This window comes from Nonomuraea sp. NPDC049695 (genome assembly GCF_040674955.1).
Lineage (GTDB): Bacteria > Actinomycetota > Actinomycetes > Streptosporangiales > Streptosporangiaceae > Nonomuraea > Nonomuraea helvata.
The window spans coordinates 1-16,945 of the sequence record NZ_JBFANV010000049.1 but is presented as its reverse complement, the minus strand read 5'-3'; the positions used below and the strand labels follow the sequence as shown (position 1 = coordinate 16,945).

16 protein-coding genes are annotated in these 16,945 nt (G+C 70.8%); 12 read left to right on the top strand and 4 right to left on the bottom strand.

The genetic code is table 11. The annotated features are described in order from the left end of the window. Nucleotides 1-77: 77 nt before the first annotated feature. Nucleotides 78-1,538: a family 43 glycosylhydrolase gene (locus AB0J64_RS33950; RefSeq protein WP_364036170.1), complete on the top strand. Its 1,461-nt coding sequence runs from the start codon at nt 78-80 to the stop codon at nt 1,536-1,538. Nucleotides 1,539-1,581: 43 nt separating this feature from the next. Here AB0J64_RS33950 and AB0J64_RS33945 read toward each other — a convergent pair whose 3' ends face one another. Next, nucleotides 1,582-3,099, bottom strand: coding sequence for a carboxylesterase family protein (locus AB0J64_RS33945; RefSeq protein ID WP_364036167.1), 1,518 nt, complete (start codon nt 3,097-3,099; stop codon nt 1,582-1,584). A gap of 52 nt (nt 3,100-3,151) precedes the next feature. On the opposite strand from AB0J64_RS33945, the gene AB0J64_RS33940 reads away from it, so the two are divergent. Both AB0J64_RS33940 and AB0J64_RS33935 read left to right on the top strand, forming a co-directional pair. Next, nucleotides 3,152-3,742 carry a helix-turn-helix domain-containing protein gene (locus AB0J64_RS33940; protein WP_364036164.1) on the top strand — a complete coding sequence of 197 codons (591 nt, stop codon included), beginning with the start codon at nt 3,152-3,154 and terminating at the stop codon, nt 3,740-3,742. Continuing rightward, nucleotides 3,739-5,358, top strand: a complete 1,620-nt coding sequence (locus AB0J64_RS33935) for a CocE/NonD family hydrolase (RefSeq protein WP_364036161.1) — start codon at nt 3,739-3,741, stop codon at nt 5,356-5,358. Before AB0J64_RS33940 ends, AB0J64_RS33935 begins: the two co-directional genes overlap by 4 nt. Here AB0J64_RS33935 and AB0J64_RS33930 read toward each other — a convergent pair. The 3 genes from AB0J64_RS33930 to AB0J64_RS33920 all read right to left on the bottom strand — a co-directional run bounded on the left by AB0J64_RS33930 (nt 5,348) and on the right by AB0J64_RS33920 (nt 8,410). Further along, on the bottom strand, nt 5,348-6,565 hold the full coding sequence (locus AB0J64_RS33930) for a cytochrome P450 (protein WP_364036158.1): 1,218 nt from the start codon (nt 6,563-6,565) through the stop codon (nt 5,348-5,350). The two genes, AB0J64_RS33935 and AB0J64_RS33930, sit on opposite strands and share 11 nt — an antisense overlap. Before the next feature lie 5 nt (nt 6,566-6,570). Continuing rightward, complete coding sequence (locus AB0J64_RS33925; RefSeq protein WP_364036155.1) at nt 6,571-7,272, bottom strand: helix-turn-helix domain-containing protein; 702 nt, start codon at nt 7,270-7,272, stop codon at nt 6,571-6,573. Nucleotides 7,273-7,759: 487 nt separating this feature from the next. Next, nucleotides 7,760-8,410 (bottom strand): TetR family transcriptional regulator, encoded by a 651-nt coding sequence (locus AB0J64_RS33920; RefSeq protein WP_364036152.1) that lies wholly within the window; start codon nt 8,408-8,410, stop codon nt 7,760-7,762. Between the two features lie 183 nt (nt 8,411-8,593). Here AB0J64_RS33920 and AB0J64_RS33915 point away from each other — a divergent pair, with 183 nt between their 5' ends. The 9 genes from AB0J64_RS33915 to AB0J64_RS33875 all read left to right on the top strand — a co-directional run. Beyond that, a complete protein-coding gene (locus AB0J64_RS33915; RefSeq protein WP_364036326.1) occupies nt 8,594-9,955 on the top strand; it encodes an MFS transporter in 1,362 nt (453 codons plus the stop codon). 23 nt (nt 9,956-9,978) lie between these two features. Continuing rightward, nucleotides 9,979-10,179, top strand: coding sequence for a ferredoxin (locus AB0J64_RS33910; RefSeq protein WP_364036149.1), 201 nt, complete (start codon nt 9,979-9,981; stop codon nt 10,177-10,179). Next, complete coding sequence (locus tag AB0J64_RS33905; RefSeq protein WP_364036146.1) at nt 10,176-11,351, top strand: FAD/NAD(P)-binding oxidoreductase; 1,176 nt, start codon at nt 10,176-10,178, stop codon at nt 11,349-11,351. The genes AB0J64_RS33910 and AB0J64_RS33905 overlap by 4 nt, the downstream gene beginning before the upstream one ends. A gap of 123 nt (nt 11,352-11,474) precedes the next feature. Continuing rightward, complete coding sequence (locus tag AB0J64_RS33900; protein WP_364036143.1) at nt 11,475-12,212, top strand: alpha/beta hydrolase; 738 nt, start codon at nt 11,475-11,477, stop codon at nt 12,210-12,212. Continuing rightward, nucleotides 12,209-12,982 carry an SDR family oxidoreductase gene (locus AB0J64_RS33895; protein ID WP_364036140.1) on the top strand — a complete coding sequence of 258 codons (774 nt, stop codon included), beginning with the start codon at nt 12,209-12,211 and terminating at the stop codon, nt 12,980-12,982. Before AB0J64_RS33900 ends, AB0J64_RS33895 begins: the two co-directional genes overlap by 4 nt. 22 nt (nt 12,983-13,004) lie before the next feature. Continuing rightward, a complete protein-coding gene (locus tag AB0J64_RS33890) occupies nt 13,005-14,228 on the top strand; it encodes a cytochrome P450 (RefSeq protein WP_364036137.1) in 1,224 nt (407 codons plus the stop codon). 8 nt (nt 14,229-14,236) lie between these two features. Beyond that, complete coding sequence (locus AB0J64_RS33885; protein WP_364036134.1) at nt 14,237-14,431, top strand: ferredoxin; 195 nt, start codon at nt 14,237-14,239, stop codon at nt 14,429-14,431. Nucleotide 14,432: 1 nt separating this feature from the next. Further along, the gene (locus AB0J64_RS33880; RefSeq protein ID WP_364036131.1) at nt 14,433-15,893 is read left to right on the top strand and encodes an aldehyde dehydrogenase; all 1,461 of its coding nucleotides are present in this window, start codon (nt 14,433-14,435) and stop codon (nt 15,891-15,893) included. Continuing rightward, nucleotides 15,890-16,945: Zn-dependent alcohol dehydrogenase (locus AB0J64_RS33875; RefSeq protein ID WP_364036128.1), on the top strand; the 1,056-nt coding region annotated here is incomplete at its 3' end. The genes AB0J64_RS33880 and AB0J64_RS33875, both read left to right, overlap by 4 nt.

The window sequence follows — 16,945 nt, the reverse complement described above, 5'->3', positions numbered from 1 at the left end:
GTAGTCTGTGTGATGACCGTGCACCAGGTCAATAAGGATGTGGTGCGCGAAGTCACGACAAGCTGCGGAGATACACGATGCAACTGCCGACCCGCCCGGTCGTCCCCGGCTTCCACCCCGACCCCAGCGTGTGCCGCGCGGGCGACGCCTACTATCTGGCCTGCTCCAGCTTCGAGTACGCGCCCGGCGTGCCGATCTACCGCTCCACCGACCTGCGTACCTGGAAGCAGATCGGCCACGCGCTCGACCGGCCGTCACAACTCGACATCGACGACATGCCGCCCTCCGGCGGCGTCTTCGCGCCGACCCTGCGTTACCACGACGGCCGGTTCTGGATGATCACCACGAACCTGTTCCGCCAGCCGGGCCTGCTGCTGGTCACGGCCGAGGACCCGGCGGGCCCCTGGTCCGAACCGGTGTGGGTCGACGATGTCTTCGGCATCGACCCGGACCTCGCCTGGGACGACGACGGCACCTGCTATGTCACCTGGTGCGGCATCGGCGAGCCGGGCGGCATCCTGCAGGCCGCACTGGACCCGGAGACCGGCAAGCTGCTCACCGAGCCGCGGCGGCTGTGGCAGGGAACCGGCGGCAGCCACCCCGAGGGCCCGCACCTGTACAAGATCGGCGAGTACTGGTACCTGCTCATCGCCGAGGGCGGCACCGAGCGCGGCCACGCCGCCACCATCGCGCGCGGCCCCGCACCGTCCGGCCCGTTCGAGCCGTGCCCGCACAACCCGCTGCTCACCGCGCGCGGCATCGACGTCCCCGTGCAGAACGTCGGCCACGCCGACCTCGTGCAGACCGCCGAGGGCGAGTGGGTCGCGCTCTACCTCGGTGTCCGCGCCCTGGGCGGCATCGGTACCGCCAAGTGGCACATCCTGGGCCGCGAGACGTTCGCCTCCCGCATCGCCTGGACCGACGGCTGGCCCCACCCGGCCGACCCGATCGAACCGCCGCCTTCCACCGCCGTCACCGAGGAAGTGACCCCCACGGATCCGTTGCCGCCGTCCTGGGTGACCGCCGGCCGCTGGCCCGGCCAGGCCCTGCGACAGACCGGCGACGCTTGGCTGCTCACCTCCACCGGGCAGGAACGCGCCTTCGCCGGCCGCCGCCAGGAGCATCTCCACATCCGGGCCCAGGCGCGCACCTCCGGACGCGGCGGCCTGGAACTGCGCATCGACCCCCGGCATGCCGTCACCGTCGAGATCCAGGGCGAGAACGCCCGCGCCGTCGCCCACATCGGCTCGCTCCACGTGGTGCTCGGCGAGGCCCCCGCCACCGCGGAGACCGTCCTGGAGCTGCGCACCGAGCAGGCGCCCGGCTTCGGCGCCGAACAGGGCCCCGATACCATCGTGGCCGGCGTCAGCGGCCCCGGCGGCTTCACCGAAGTCGGACGGCTCGACGGCCGCTACCTCTCCACCGAGGTCGCCGGCGGCTTCACCGGCCGCATGATCGGCATCTCCTGCTCCGACGGCGAGCTCGCTCTCCGCTCCTTCACCTACTTCGGCACGGACGACCCGGAAACGATGGTCTGACGCCGGCCAGGCAGGAACCAAGGCTCCCGCCCGACCGCGCCACTCAGGTGGCCAGCAGGGGCAGCGCCTCGAAGACGTGGTCCTGCCACAGGCGGCGGGAGGCTTCCTCCGGGTAGGCCGTGACCGACGGCGTCGCGTCGAAGACCCGCGTCAGCCGCTGCTCGGAGTCGTACGCCGGCCAGCCCGGGTTGCCTGATCTCGCGAAGGACGCCCAGGCGGTGCGGATCTGGGTGGTCAGCTCGCGGGCCTCGGCGACGTGCTCGGGGCCGATGGCGGCCGGGCCGAGGTGGGCGTCGTAGGTGCCGAACAGCAGCGGGCCGTCCAGGCCGTGGCAGGCACGCAGTACGCCGCCGCTGCCCGGCGACTGCCAGGCCAGCTCGTACAGGTGGGCCCGCCCGCCGCCGGCGGCCTGCGCCTCGGCCAGGCGCAGCGTCGGCATGCGGAACAGCCAGTCGTTCTGCACGAGTTCGTACAGTTCCTCGGCGGACGCGCCAGGGAACGCGGTGCGGTAGGCCCGCTCGCCGTCGTCGCCGGGGCCGAAGTGGCGCAGCGCCTCGGCCGCCTGCGCCTCGGTGACCTTGCCAAGCTGTCCCGCGAAGAGCAGGAACGTACGGCATTCGTCGCGGGTGTGGCCGATGATGAGCTCCACGTCCCGTCCCGCGCCGGCGGCCAGCGCCTGCCAGGGCGCCTGCGGCAGCGCCTCGCCGTCCACGACGGGCGAGAAGAGGGTGAGCGTGTGCGCGAACGCACCCCAGCGATTCTCGTGCTGCCGCATCTTCGTCTCCACCGCATGCGCGAGTTTCGGCAGTTCCCGTGGATCCACGCCGGACAGCTCCGCCGCCGTCGGGCGCAGCCCCGCCTCGGCGGCGATGGCCGTGGCGACGTCGCGGGCCAGGGCGTCGGACAGGTAGGTGCCCGGCACGCTCTGCCCGATGGCGCGCCGGAACAGACCCGCCGCGCGCGGCATGACCATCAGGGCGGCGATGGATCCGGCACCGGCCGAGTCACCGGCGACGGTCACCTGGTCAGGGTCGCCGCCGAACGCCGCGATGTTCTCCCGCACCCATTCCAGGGCGGCGACCTGATCGAGCAGGCCACGGTTGGCGGGCGCGCCGTCGATGCAGGCGAAGCCCTCCGCGCCGAGCCGGTAGTTCAGCGACACGACGACGACGTCGCCGTCGCGGGCGATGTGCTGGGCGTCGTAGCCGGGGCTGCCGGAGAAGCCGTGCTTGTAGGCGCCGCCGTGGATCCACACGAATACCGGGCGGCGCGCGGGCGGATCGGCGTCGGGCGTCCACACGTTGACCGTCAGCCAGTCGTCACCCGTACCCGCGAAGAGGTCTCCGCCGCTGCGGCCCGCCATGGTGGCGTCCTGCGGGGGCGGCGGGCCGAAAGCGTGCGCGTCGCGGACGCCTTCCCAGCGGGCCACGGGCTTCGGCGCCTGGAAGCGCGCCTCGCCGAGCGGCGGTTCGGCGTACGGAATGCCGCGGAAGACGGCCAGGCCGTCCTCGGCGCGTCCGCGCACCACGCCGGCGGCGGTGCGGACCTCGATCATGGGCATGGCCACTCCTTGACTAAATCAATCGATTTAACAGTTGTCTATTTTCTAACACATGTCTAGTGTCAGAGAGGTGCTGGATCGACAAGACCGCCGGGTGCTTCGCTCCCGCGCCGCTCTCATGGCCGCCGCCGTCCGCCTGGTCACCGAGCGCGGCACCACCGCCCTGCCCGTCGCCGACCTCGCCGAGGCCGCGAATGTCAGCAGGCAACTGGTGTACCTGCAGTTCGGCGACCGCGACGCGCTGCTCGTGGCGGCCGCGACCGATCTGGTCGAGCGCGAACTCATGCCCGTGGCGGGCGACGCCGGTGCGCCGGTTCGCGCGCGCGTGCTGGCGATGGCCCGGCACTTCGCCCGGCACCGCCCGTTCTATCGCGCGATGCTTACCGGCTCCTGCGCCTTCGGTATGAGCCAGGCCCTCAACAGGCTGTTCGGCTCGCTCATCACCAGGGAGGGCCTGCGGGCGACGTTCGGCGATCTCGACGACGCCACGGCGCAGGATCTGGCGACGCTGATCAGCGGCGGGACCGGCACGATCGTCAACGACTGGCTGATCGGCGCCGGCGACCCCCTCGACCCCGAAGAACTGACAGACCGGCTGGTCCGCCTGTCCACCGTCCTCACCCACGGAGACCGCCTGCGATGAACCTGAACAGCCACCTCGTCCAGCGCCTGCTGCGCCTGCCCCCGCCCCTCACCAGGGACCTGATCATCGAACGCGACCTGCGCGTCCCGATGCGCGACGGCGCCGTCCTGCTGGCCGACCGCTGGGCCCCGAAGACCGGCGGCGACGGCCTGCCCACCGCGCTCATCCGCGCCCCCTATGGCCGGGCCGGCATGACTGCCGACCCCATGGCCCGGCCGCTGGCCGAGCGCGGCTTTCAGGTGCTGATCCAGAGCACGCGTGGCACGTTCGGCTCCGAGGGCCCCTTCGACCCGCTGCGTCGCGAGCGCGAGGACGGCCTCGACACCCTGGACTGGGTGATCAAGCAGCCCTGGTTCGGCGAGTCGATCATCCTGTACGGCTCCAGCTACCTCGGCTTCGTCCAGTGGGCGGTGGCCGACGCCGTGCCACCCCAGGTCAAGGCCATCATCCCGGGAGTCTCCGAGTCGGCTCTCACCCTGGACTTCCTCCGTGCCGACGCGTTCTCCCTGGAGACCCCGTTCGTCTGGGGCGTTCAGGTCGCCGGGCAGGAACGGCGCTTCGCCATGCCGCGAGCCCTGCTCAGCGGGAAGAGGGTGCAACGCGCCCTGCGCACGCTGCCGCTGAACCGGGCCGACACCGCCGCCCTGGGCCACCGCTACGACTACCTCCAGGACATCCTCGCCCACGACGCCGACGACCCGTTCTGGCAGGGCCTGGACCACCGTCACCGGGTCGCCGGCATCCAGGTGCCGGTCAGCACCGTCGGCGGCTGGTACGACATCTTCCTGCCCGGCCAGCTCCGCGACTTCCGAACATTGCAGGACAACGGGCACCCCCTCGCCCGCCTCACCGTGGGCCCCTGGGCGCATGTCTCCACAGGCGTCGGGCAGATCTCCGCCGCCGAAGCCATCGGCTTCGGCATGGCCCTGGCCCGGGGCGAGGAGCCCGCCGGGCGCGCCCCGGTCCGCCTGTTCGTCATGGGCGAGGAGAAGTGGCGCGACTTCCCGTCCTGGCCGCCTCCTGGATTCGAGCCGCGACGCTTCCACCTGCAGCCCGGCGGCGCCCTGGCCACCGAGGCGCCCGCCGAGTCACCACCTGATGGCTACCGCTACGACCCCGCGGACCCGACTCCCGCCCTCGGCGGCGTTCGCATGGCCTTCGGCGAGAAGGCCGGACGCGTCAACAACGCCGCCCTCGAGGCCCGGCCCGACGTCCTCATCTACACCACGCCCGTACTGGAGGAGGACGTGGAGGTCGTCGGCGAGGTGAGCGCCGAGATCTTCTTCCGTTCCAGCCTGCCGTACGCCGACGTCTTCGTCCGCCTGTGCGACGTGGACGCCGGCGGACGCTCCAGCAACGTCTGCGACGGCCTGATCAGCGTCACCGGCGCCGACGAGATCACACCCGTCGCCGTGACGCTGTGGCCGACCGCCTACCGCTTCCGACGCGGCCACCGGATCCGCGTACAGGTGTCCAGCGGCGCTTTCCCCCGCTACAACCGCAACCCTGGGACCGGCGAACCCCGCGCCACCGCTACCACCCTGCTCGCCGCCGACCAGCAGGTCTTCCACGACCCGCAGCACCCGTCGGCGGTGATCCTTCCCGTCACCAGGTGACGGGGAGTTCGTGCACGCCGTAGACCATTCCGTCGAACTTGAACGGGACCTGATCCAAGCCGGTGGCCAGCTTCAGGGTCGGGACACGGCGGTAGAGGGTGCCGTAGACGACCTGCAGCTCCATCCGCGCCAACGGCTGCCCCAGGCACTGGTGCACGCCGAAACCGAAGGCCACGTGGCGGCGGGCGTCGCGCCGGAGGTCGAGCCTGTCCGGGTCGGAGAACGCCTCGGGGTCGCGGTTGCCCATCTCGTTCGCCATGATGAGGCCCTCGCCGGCACGGACGATCTGGCCGGCCACCTCGATGTCCTCGGTCGCGACGCGCAGCCGGCCGTTGTGCACGATGTTGAGGTAGCGCAGCAGCTCCTCCACCGCGGAGGCGACGAGCTTCGGGTCGTCGCCGTCACGCAGCAGGGCGAGCTGGTCAGGGTGCTGCAGCAGGGCGAGCGTGCCCAGGGCGATCATGTTGGCGGTGGTCTCGTGGCCGGCGATCAGCATCAACGCACCCATCCGGGCGGCCTCCTGCCGCGACAGCTCACCGGCCTTGACCCGCTCGACCAGCCCGGACAGCAGGTCGTCGCCGGGGTCGGTGAGCTTCTGACCGACCAGGTCGTCCAGGTAGGCGTGCAGGGCCTGGTGGCCGGCCTGCCGCTGCTCAGGGGTGGAGGTGCGGTTGATGATGGTCTTGCTGGTGTCCTGGAAGAAGTCGTGGTCCGTGTACGGGACGCCGAGCAACTCGCAGATCACCAGTGACGGTACCGGCAGGGCGAACGCCTGGACCAGATCCACCGGGTTGGGGCCGGCCAGCAGGTCGTCGATCAGGCCGTCCACGATCTTCTGCACCGCCGGGCGCATGGCCTCGATGCGCTTGATGGCGAAGGGCGCGGTGACCATCCGGCGCAGCCGGGCGTGTTCCGGGTCGTCCATCCCGATGAAGCTCCGCTTCACACCACCGGGAGGCAAGGGCACCGTGGCCGGGTAGCCAGGACGGCTGAGGTCGGCGCTGACCCTCGGGTCGCCCAGCACAGCGCGCTGCTCGGCATATCCGGTGATCAACCAGGGAGTGCTGCCGTCCCAGAGCCGGACCCTGGTCATCGGGCCTTGCTCGCGCTGGTCGTACAGGGCCGGGGGCGGGTCGAACGGGCAGCGGGCATCCCGCGCCATCGGGAAGTCCGGGATCTCGTTCGTGGCATGCGACGTGCTCGTCATGCTCATCAGTCCTTTCTCTGTTGTCTCGGTCGAGGAGTTACGGGAGCCTGCCAGAGCCCGACAATCGCGTCGATCAAACTGGCGGCGAGGTCGTCCCAGCTTGGGTGGAGAGTGAGCGCGCCTTCGGCGAGGGCGCGCTCCCGCTCGACGCACATCTGCGCGATCAGGTGACGCGCCATGATCGACCGTTCGTCGCGCACCGACGGTGGCAGTCCAGGCAGGCGGTGGTGCAGGCCTGCCACGAGCATTCGCAGTGAGGCGGACGTGAGCGCCTCCTCGGTCATGATCGCGTGGAGGGCGGGGTCGCTGGTCACCTGGACGCAGAAACGCGCGTACCACGTGGGCTTGCCCAGGGCGGCCAGGTGTCCGGTGAACGGGCGTACCAGGCAGGCCACCCAGTCCCGGATGTCCGTGGAACCGACGATCTCGGCGACCGAGGTCACCCTCATCCGCTCCATCTGGTCGGCGTGCTTGCGCGCGATCGCGCGGATCAGGTCGGCCTTGGTGCCGAAGTGGTAGCCCACCGCGGCGCTGTTGCCCTGCCCGGCAGCCTCGCTGATCTGCCGGTTCGACACCATGTGGATCCCGCGCTCGGCGTACAGACGCTCGGCGGTCGCCAGGATCACGTCCCGCGTCGCGCCGCGGCGTTCTTCGATGCCAGCGATCGTCCTCTCCCTTCCCAGGGCTCGGCCACCAGTAAACCACATGATTGACAAAATCGCTCACGTGATTTAACCGGGCTGGAGGCCGCATCACCCGGGAGGATGTCGCGCGCAAGGTCGTTCATCACGGGTTCCATGCGCGGTCTGAGCCGCGAGTTCGCTCGGGCCGCCCTGTCACGCGGCAATGAGGTCGTGGCGGCCGCCCGAGACGCCGATTCCCTGGGAGACCTCGTCGCCATGTACGGCGCGGCGGCTCCGCCGCCGACCCTGAATGTGGCCGGCCAGTGGCGGCGACCGACATAGTGCGGCTCGCTCATGAGCACTTCGGACGCTTGGACGTCGTCGTCAACAATGCGGGCCAGTCATCACTTGGGTCCGCATCGCGCGTCAAAGTGGGCACCGAAAGGACTTCCAAAGTCCCTGGCCGGAGAGCCCCCCGTTCGGCATCAAGGTCACCATTGTTGAGCCGGACTCGTGCCCCACCGGCCCCGGCAGCGGGCGACACTCAAGCCCTCTGCCGGAATACAACCAGTCACGACCGGGGCATCACCGGCGCCTGCAGCAGCCCGACGATCGCTTCGATCAGGCTTGCGGCAAGGTCGTCCCAGGTCGGCTCGGCGGTGGGATCGCCTTCGGCGAGGGCTCGTTCGCGATCAACGCACATGTGCACGATGACGTGACGCGCCATGACCCAGCGCTGGTCACGCACGGGGGCAGGCAAGTCCGACAAACAGCGCTTCATGCCGTCCACGAGCAGCCGCAGCGAGGGCGAGGGCAGCGATTCCTCGACCGTGATCAGATACAGCCCGGGATCGGCCGCCACCTGCGCACGGAACCGGGCGTACCAGCCAGGATTGCCCTGGGCCTCCAGGTGCCGGGTGAACGGGCGCACCAGGCAGCCCACCCAATCGCGGATGTCGGCGGAGCCGACGATGTCGGCGACCATCCACACGCGCAACTGTTCCATCTCCTCGGCGTGCTTGCGCGCGATCGCCCGCACCAGGTCGGCTTTGGTGCCGAAGTGGTAGCCCACCGCGGCGCTGTTGCCCTGCCCGGCGGCCTCGCTGATCTGCCGGTTCGACACCGCATGCACGCCGTGCTCGGCGAACAGCCGCTCCGCTGTGGCGAGGATCACCTCCCGCGTCGCACTCGCCCGCTCGGGCCGCACCGCCCTGGCCGCCATCGCCTTCCTCCTCAATCGCCTTCATCGCATCGTAGGGACTCGCACAGTCAATCATATGGTTTAATTCGTCAATCATCTGATTTATTTGCTCTTGTGGCCGCTCTATGGAGGTTCGCCGTGAGCCCAACCCTTGCCAGACCTGCCGCCACCGATCGAGCGTCCGCTCCGCCGCGGTCTGGCGCCATCGTGGCGGTCCTGGCCTTCGCCGGGATCGTCACCGCCTCGATGCAGACCCTGGTGATCCCCCTCGTGCCCAGGCTTCCGGCGCTGCTGAACGCCTCCGCCTCCGACACCTCCTGGGCGGTGACCGCCACGCTGCTCGCCGCCGCCGTGGCCACCCCGGTGGTGGGGCGGCTGGGCGACATGTTCGGCAAGCGCCGCATGCTGCTGGTCAGCCTCGCCCTGCTGACGGTCGGCTCGGCGATCGCCGGCCTGTCCACCGACCTGACCCCGATGATCGTCGGACGCGTGCTGCAAGGGTTGTCGGCCGGCGTCATCCCGCTCGGCATCAGCATCCTGCGGGACGAGCTTCCCGCCGAGCGGCTGGGCGCGGCGACCGCCACGATGAGCTCCTCCATGGGGGTGGGCGGCGCCATCGGGCTGCCGGCCGCCTCGCTGATCGCCGATCACGCCGACTGGCACGTGCTGTTCTGGATCTCGGCCGGGCTGGGCGCCGTCGCCGCGGTGCTCGTGTTCACCCTCGTGCCGGAGTCCAGGATCCGTACGGGCGGGCGCTTCGACCTGCTGGGTGCCGCCGGGCTGTCGGCCGTGCTGGTATGCCTGCTGCTGGCCATCTCCAAGGGCGCCACTTGGGGCTGGAGCAGCGGTCTGACCATCGGACTGCTGGTGGCGGCCGTCGTGGTGCTGCTGGCGTGGGGCTGGTGGGAGTTGCGCACCCGGCAGCCGCTGGTGGACCTGCGTACCAGCGCGCGGCGTCAGGTGCTGCTGACCAATGCCTCATCGGCCATGTTCGGGTTCGCGATGTTCGGCATGTCGCTCGTGTTCCCCCAGTTGCTGCAACTGCCCACCGCCACCGGGTACGGGCTCGGCCAGACGATGCTGGCCGTCGGGCTCGTCCTCGCCCCGCAGGGCCTGGTCATGATGGTCGTCTCCCGCTGGTCGGCCCGCATCTCCAGCGCCAAGGGCCCCAAGGTCACCCTGATGCTTGGCGCCCTCGTGGTGGCCGCCGGCTACGGCCTCAGTGTCGTACTGATGTCGGCGATCTGGCAGCTCGTCCTGGTCTCCTGCATCATCGGCGCCGGCGTCGGGTTCGCCTACGGCGCGATGCCCTCCCTGGTCATGGCGGCGGTCCCGGTGTCGGAGACCGCCGCCGCCAACAGTCTCAACACGCTCATGCGGGCCATCGGCACCTCCGTTTCCAGCGCGGTGGCCGGTGCCGTCCTGGCCGGCCTGACCATCACCCTCGGCGGCGCCGCCCTGCCCTCGCAGGAAGGGCTACGCGTGGTGCTGGCTGTCTGCGCCCTCGCTTCGCTCGCGGCCCTGGTCATCGCCGCGTTCCTGCCCCGCCGGCGCCTCGCCGGCTGAATCCCCACGAAAGGAAGACGACCATGAAAGTCACCATCGACGAGGACAAGTGCTGCGGTGCCGGCACGTGCGTGCTCCTCGCCCCGGATGTGTTCGACCAGCGAGACGATGACGGGATCGTGATCCTGCTGGACGAGCGACCTGCGGAGGAGCTGCATCCGGTCGTCCGCGAGGCCGCCGACGTCTGCCCAGGAGCGGCGATCTTCCTCAGCGAGGACACGTGAGCGCCCCGGACGACGTGCTGGTGGTCGGCGCGTCCGCCGCGGGCCTGGCCACCGTGGAAACCCTGCGCCGCAAGGGCTACGAGGGCGGGATCACGGTGCTGGGCGCGGAGCCTCATCTACCCTACGACCGGCCGCCACTGTCGAAGCAGGTTCTGTCCGGCGCCTGGGAGCCCGAACGCGCTCGGTTGCGGCCACCGGCCACGCTGTCCGCGCTGAACGTGGACTTCTTGCTCGGCGAGCCCGCGACCGGGCTGGATGTCGCCTCCCGCACGGTACGCACGGCTTCGGGGCGCGCGCTGAGCGCGGATGCCGTGGTGGTGGCCACGGGGCTGCGCCCGCGCACCCTGCCGGGACAGGCCGGGCTGGCCGGCGTTCACGTGCTGCGCACCCTCGACGACGCGCTGGCGCTGCGGATGGACCTGATGTCCTGCACGCGCCTGGTGGTCGTCGGCGACGGCGTGCTCGGCGCCGAGATCGCCGCGACCGCGTGCGGCATGGGCGTGCCGGTCACCCTGGCAGGGCCGCAGTCGGCGCCGCTGGCCTGCCAGCTCGGCGGGCCGGCCGCGGAACTGCTCGCCGAACTGCACGCCGAGCGCGGAGTCGAGCTGCGGCTCGGCGCCGCGGTCAGCGGGCTCGTCGAACGCCAGGGCCGTGTCACCGGGGTGCGCCTGGAGGGCGGCGAGGTTCTGCTGGCCGACGTCGTCGTGGTGGCCTTCGGCTCCGCACCCGCGACCGGATGGCTCGCCGGCAGCGGGCTCGACCTGGACAACGGGCTGGTCTGCGACTCCCGCTGCCGGGCGGCGGAGGGCGTCTACGCCGTCGGCGACGTCGCGCGCTGGCATCACGAGATGCTCGGCATGGCAGTACGGCTGGAGAACCGCACCAACGCCACCGAACAGGCGATCGCCGTTGCCGGCAACATCCTCGGCGACGACCGCCCCTACACCCCGATCCCCTACTTCTGGACCGATCAGTTCGACGCCAAGATCCATGTGCACGGGTGGCCGTCGCCGGACGCCGAGGTGTCGATCGTGGAGGGCGACGTGGCCGAGCGCCGCTTCGTCGCGGTCTACCGCCGCGATGGTCAGGCCACCGCCGTACTGGGCTGGAACATGCCCAAGCAGGCCCGCCAGCACCGGCAGAGCCTCACCGCCATCCCTTCGACGGCTTGACACGCGCGTATCCTGCGCTAGCTTTAAACCGACTGATTGATTTTTTAATCCGACTGGTTCAAGTTCGAGCACTCCTCCCACGTCGGAACACATGCTTCGAATCGCTACGACAAGGAGCCCACGTTGGCCACTTACGTACTGGTGCACGGTGGAGCACACGGCGGCTGGTGCTACCAGCCCGTCGCGCGGCTCCTGCGCCAGGCAGGACACGACGTGTACACCCCGACGCTGACCGGCGTCGGCGAGCGGTCCCACCTGCTCAACGCCGATATCGATCTGGACGTGCACATCAACGACATCGTCCAGGTCCTGACCTACGAAGACCTGCGCGAGGTGATCCTCGTCGGACACAGCTACGGCGGCATGGTCATCACCGGCGCCGCCGACCGCATCACCGACCGGATCGGCCACCTCGTCTATCTCGACGCCGCGACTCCCATTAACGGCGAGTCGCTGTCCGACATCTCGGCCACGCTCGCCGCGACGGCCCGCGACAACGCCCGCGTGATCGACGGCGTCGAACTGACGCTCTTCCCGGGCACCGAACCGATGCCGCACTACGGGGTGACCGACCCGGACACGATCGCCTGGATGACGCCCCGGCTGACCCCGCACCCCGTCCGGTGCTTCACCGCGCCGCTACGCCTGACCAACGAGGCCGCACTGTGGGAGATCCCGCAAACCCACATCCTCTGCACGGCGACCCTGCCTCATCGCGATCCCGCCCGGATGGCGAAGGCCGGCGCGGCGGGCCGGGTCTGGGACATCGACACCGGCCACGACCTGATGCTCACCGAGCCCAAGGCCGTGGCCGACCTGCTCCTTCGCCTGTCCGGCAGCCAGAAGGCAACGCTCGCATGACTCTCACCGCAGCGCTTCGCCGGCCGGGTGGACTGCTCGAGGACAAAGTCGCCGTGATCACGGGCGCGGGTGCGGGCATCGGTCAGGTCTGTGCCGCGGTGTTCGTGAACGAGGGCGCGAAGGTGCTCGCCGCCGACCTGAGCGGCGGCCAGGACGAGACGGCCGCCGCGCTCGGCCCCTCCGTGACCCCTTTCCGCGTTGACGTGCGCCGCGAGAAGGACATCGAGGCGATGTTCGCGCGCGCCATCGAGGTGTTCGGGCGGGTGGACATCCTGGTGCACGTGGCCGGCATCCCTGGCAGCCGTCGCAGTCCTGAGATCACGGCCGAGGAGTACGACGACCTGACCGCCGTTCACCTGCGGGGCACCGTGCTATGCGACAAGCACGCCGTACGCGCGATGCTGCCCACCGGCGGCGGCGCCATCGTCAACTTCTCCTCCGCCGCCTCGTTCAACGTCGACGAGCGGATCTCGATGGCCTATTCGGCGGCGAAGGCCGGCGTCAACGCCATCACCAAGGCCATCGCCGTCCAGTACGGCCCGCAGGGCGTCCGCGCCAACGCGGTCGCACCCGGCTTCACCCTCAGCAAGAAGAACCTCGCCGCACCACCCGAGATCATGCGCGAGCTGGGCGGCAAGGCGGCGCTCGGCCGGGCCGGACGGCCGGAGGAGCAGGCCCATGTCGCGGCGTTCCTGGCCTCGGACCTGGCGTCGTTCGTGACCGGAGTGGTCGTGCCCGTCGATGGCGGCTGGTCCGCCAAGCTCGCCTGAATCACAGACCCAAGGAGGAAATATGACGACAATTCCTGAGTACGACATCGCCCGCCCAGCGACCTGCCCGCTCGACCCGGCACCCGCGATGCGCGCCCGCCAGGAGGAGGGCCCGCTGACCCGGGTCCGGCTGTGGGACGGCAGCACCCCCTGGCTGGTGACCGGTCACGCCGAGCACCGCGCCGTGCTCGGCAGCACCAAGATCAGCATCTCACCCCTGAATGGCATCCCCCGGCTCTCGCCCGCCGAGGCGGCGGCCATGGAGAGCATGGCCAAGCAGGAGAACGCGGGCGGCATGAGCTTCATCATGATGGACGACCCGGAGCACGCCCGGCTGCGCCGCATGGTCACCTCCGCGTTCACCGTCAAGCGGGTCGAGGCGATGCGGCCGGAAACCCAGCGGATCGCCGACGACCTGATCGACGCCATGCTCGCCGGGCCGAAGCCCGCCGACCTGGTCGAGGCGTTCGCGCTACCGCTGCCGTCCCTGGTGATCTCCAACCTGCTCGGCGTCCCGTACGACGACCACGAGTTCTTCCAGAACAACAGCAAGGTCATCATCAACCGCAACTCGACCCCGCAGCAGCGGGGACAGGCCCAGCAGGCGCTGGCCGAGTATCTGGACGGGCTTCTCGGCGACAAGCTCGACCGGCCCGGCGACGACCTGCTGTCCGGACTGGTCGAGCGGGTCAAGAGCGGCGAGCTGACCCGGCCGGAGGCCGCCCGGATGGGCGTGCTGATGCTGTTCGCCGGGCACGAGACCACCGCGAACATGATCACCCTGGGCACCCTGGCCCTGCTCCAGAACCCCGACCAGCTCGCCCTCCTGCGCGACGGCGACGACCCCAAACTGATCACCTCGGCCGTCGAGGAACTCCTGCGCTTCCTCACCATCACCCACGGCGGGCTGCGCCGGGTCGCCATGGAGGACATCGAGATCGCCGGCCAGGTCATCAAGGCCGGCGAGGGCATCGTCGTGGTCAACGAGACCGCCAACCGCGACCCGTCCGTCTTCCCCGACCCCGACCGCCTCGACCTGCAGCGCAACGCCCGCATGCACGTGACCTTCGGGTACGGCGTGCACCAGTGCCTGGGCCAGCCGCTGGCCCGGATGGAGCTGCAGGTCGCCTACCCCGCCCTGCTGCGGCGCATCCCTGCCCTCGCGCTCGCCACCGACGTCGAGAAGATCCCGTTCAAGCACGACGGCTTCGTCTACGGCGCCTACGAACTGCCCGTCACCTGGTGAGGACCCTCATGAAGATCATCATCGAGCAGGACAAGTGCGTCGCCTCCGGCCAGTGCGTGATGGCCGCCGACGACGTGTTCGACCAGCGCGACGAGGACGGCATCGTCGTGCTGCTGAAGGAGGACCCGGCGCCGGATCGGCTGGAGGACGTCAAACAGGCCGCTCTGGTCTGCCCCGCCCTGGCGATCACCGTCGAGGAGTGACATGGACGATCAGCTGATGTACCGCCGGGAGTTCTACGTCGGCGGCGAATGGGTCAAGCCGGCCGGTGACGAGGTGCTGCAGGTCATCTCCCCCTCCAGCGAGGAGGTCGTCGGCGAAGTCCCGGTCGCGACCAGCGAGGACATGGACCGCGCCGTGGCCGCCGCCCGCGCCGCCTTCGACGACGGCCCGTGGCCCCGGCTGACGCCGGACGAGCGGGCCGACGTCCTGGTCCGCGCCGCCCACCTGGCCCGCGAGCGCGCCGCCGACATCGCTGGAGTGCTGGTCGAGGAGATGGGCGTGGCCAGCAGCCAGGCTCCCTTCCAGATCGCCACCGTCGCGCCGGTATTCGAGTACTACGCCGAGCTGATCCGCACCTACGACTTCGACCGGCTGGTGCGCCGCGGTGACATGACCGGGCTGGTGACCTCGGAGCCGGTCGGGGTGGTCGCCGCGATCGTGCCGTGGAACGCCCCGGTCACCCTGTCGGCGTGGAAGCTCGCCCCGGCGCTGGCCGCCGGATGCACGGTGGTGCTCAAGCCGCCGCCCGAGACGCCGCTCAGCCCGTTCATCCTGGCCGAGGTGCTGCACGAGGCGGGCGTGCCGGCCGGAGTCGTCAACGTGGTGCCCGGGGATCGCGCGGCCGGCGAACACCTCGTCACCCATCCCGGCACCGACAAGGTCGCCTTCACCGGCTCCACCGCGGCGGGCAAGCGGATCATGAGCCTGTGCGGGAACCAGATCAAGCGGGTCTCCCTGGAACTCGGCGGCAAGTCCGCCGCGCTCGTCCTCGACGACGCCGACCTGGCCACCGTCGTCCCCACGCTGGTCGGCGGCGCGATGCACAACTCCGGTCAGGTGTGCGCCGCGCTGACCCGGATTCTGGTGCCGCGCGCCCGGTACGCCGAGGCGCTGGAGGCCGCCGCCGCCAAGGCCGTGACCGTGCCCATCGGTGACCCGCACGACCCGTCCACGGTGGTGGGGCCGCTGGTGGCCGAGCGGCAGCGCGCCCGCGTGGAGGGCTACATCAACCTGGACGAGGGCTTCCGCGTGGTGGCTGGCGGCGGCCGTCCCCGGCACCTGCCCAAGGGCTGGTACGTCGAGCCGACCGTCCTCGGCGACGTCGACAACTCGATGCGGGTGGCGCAGGAGGAGATCTTCGGCCCCGTGCTGTGCCTCATCCCGCACGACGGCGACGACGACGCCGTCCGCATCGCCAACGACACCCGCTACGGGCTGTCGGGCAGCGTGTGGTCCGGCGAACCGGCCCGCGGCCTGGCCGTGGCCCGGCGCCTGCGCACCGGCGGCGTCACCGTGAACGGCAGCCCCTCCCCCATGCCGCTGACGCCGTTCGGCGGATTCAAGGAGTCGGGCCTGGGCCGCGAACTCGGCGTCGAGGGGCTGCAGAGCTTCCTCGAACCACGCACCATCGGCATCCCCGCGCACCTGGGAGAGGCCCTGTGAAGGTCGCCGTCGCCTACGAACCGAACCGGCCGCTGGTCCTGGAAGACCTGCCCACCCCCGCCATCGGGCCGCGGGACGTGCTCGTGCGCGTCGCGGCCAGCGGCATCTGCCACACCGACCTGACCTCGATCAACCGCGCCGAGCGGACGTCGCCCCTCGTGCCCGGGCACGAGGCGTGCGGCACCGTCGAGGCCATCGGCCCCGACGTGCGCCGAGTCAAGGCCGGCGACCGGGTGCTCGCCTCCGTCTCACCCGCCTGCGGTGCGTGCTGGTGGTGCGTCAACGCCATGTCCAACCACTGCGGGCGCGGGGCGTCCCGCATGGTGCCCCGCTTCGACCTGCCCGACGGCCGCCAGGCGCCCGCCCTGTGCGGGTGCGGCTCGTTCGCCGAGGCCATGGTCGTTGACGAGGCCACCGTCGTCGCCGTCCGGACCGACCTGCCCGACGAGCAGCTCGCCCTGCTCGGCTGCGGCGTGATGACCGGCGTCGGCGCCGCGCTCAACACCGCTCAGGTACGGCCCGGCTCCAGCGTGGCCGTCATCGGCTGCGGCGGTGTCGGCCAGTCGGTCATCCAGGGGGCCCGTATCGCTGGCGCCGCCACGATCATCGCCGTCGACCTGTCCGTCGGCCGTCGCGAGGCGAGTCTTCAGGTCGGCGCGACCCACGCCCTCGACCCCGCCGACGGCGATCCCATCGAACAGGTCCGCGCCCTGACCGGCGGGCGCGGAGCCGATCACTCCTTCGAAGCGGTCGGGCTGCCCCATCTCATGGTGCAGGCCTTCCACCTGGCCCGTCCTGAAGGAACGGTCACGCTCATCGGCATGCCCCCGGCCATGGACGCCACCCTGACGCTCCCGGCGATGGCGGCCATCTTCACCGGCAAGCGCATCCAGGGCTCGGTCGCAGGCGGGTCGCAGATCCTTCGGGACTTCCCCCGCTACATCCGCCTGGCCGAGACCGGACAGCTCGACCTCGCCTCGATGGTGTCCAAGCGCATCACGCTCGACCAAGTCAACGACGGCATCGGCCTGCTCGAACGAGGAGAGGGCGTC